Annotated in this window: 1 protein-coding gene; it reads right to left on the minus strand. The window is 56.8% G+C overall.

The window, feature by feature from the left end; genetic code table 11:
- A partial coding sequence (locus tag QJQ48_RS27975; RefSeq protein ID WP_346294476.1) for a DUF3854 domain-containing protein occupies positions 1-1,022 on the minus strand: 1,022 nt, incomplete at both ends.

Raw genomic sequence — 1,022 nt, forward strand, 5'->3', positions numbered from 1 at the left:
TCAGTTGTTCCCGGTGGGAGACAAACAGAACAGGTTGACCTTTAGCGTGAGCCTCAGCTACTAGCCGCTTGATGACGGTGGTTTTGCCAGTGCCTTTGGGCGCTTTCATCGCCAGTAGCTTAGCGGTTTTGGGAAAGGGAATGAGGCGAGGTTCTTCGTCAAACCAATCTGCTTCTAGGTCGCTCTCTAAATACTTCACCCCGTCAGGAGCCACCCAGTTGGGCTTGAAGGTTAAAGCCGACTGCCTTCTGAGTGCCCAGCATTCAAAGCGAATGGCCGAGGTATAGATCGTTTCGACAGCCTCAGAGCCGTGACTAGCGATGACATCATCAATGCCTTTACCCAGTTTTGGATCCCAGCTCATCACCTCGACTTTGCAGCCATAGCGTCTGAGGGCAGCGCCCAGCTTGGCAGTTTCACGCTCAACGGTGCGGCGGGCGCTGCGTTTGGTGTCCGCGTCCAGGCAAATGCGGACGGTGCGCCCGGCAGCGGCAAAGACTTCGAGTTCAGGTAGCAGTTCGCGGGTCTTTGGGATGTTCCACTGACAGACACCGGGGATACCGACGGCAACGCAGCCTTGGCTAAGTAATGAGGCGGTTTTCTTAGCGCCTTCTGTGATCACAACTGGCGCAATGTCAGGATCTAGTGACAGCCACCAGCTAAAAAAGCCTTCATCCCAGGTATCGAGCTTGAAGTCTGGAATCCGCGTTCTGTAGGCGCTCTCAAGGCTGTGTCTGCGGGCAATCTTGATCCCCACGTTCCCAGAGGGCCTGGGAATGAAAAGCCGTGTCTGAGTCTTGGCGGGATGTTCGTACTTAACGGGCTTACCGTCCTGACTAAGGCGGGGGCTGTCGGGCTTAAAACAGCCCCATTCCATCGGCCCAAAGCGGCGCAGCGGATCGAGTCCTGAAAAGGCCCAGCCGCCCGTGATAACCGACTGGTAGCGCTCAAAGATGCGTTTGACCGGGGCGGTGACGTACTGGCTGGAGTAGCCGCTGAGCTGCGCCAGCTCATCACCTGCT

This window comes from Sphaerothrix gracilis Ecp01 (genome assembly GCF_030405905.1).
GTDB lineage: Bacteria > Cyanobacteriota > Cyanobacteriia > Phormidesmidales > Phormidesmidaceae > Sphaerothrix > Sphaerothrix gracilis.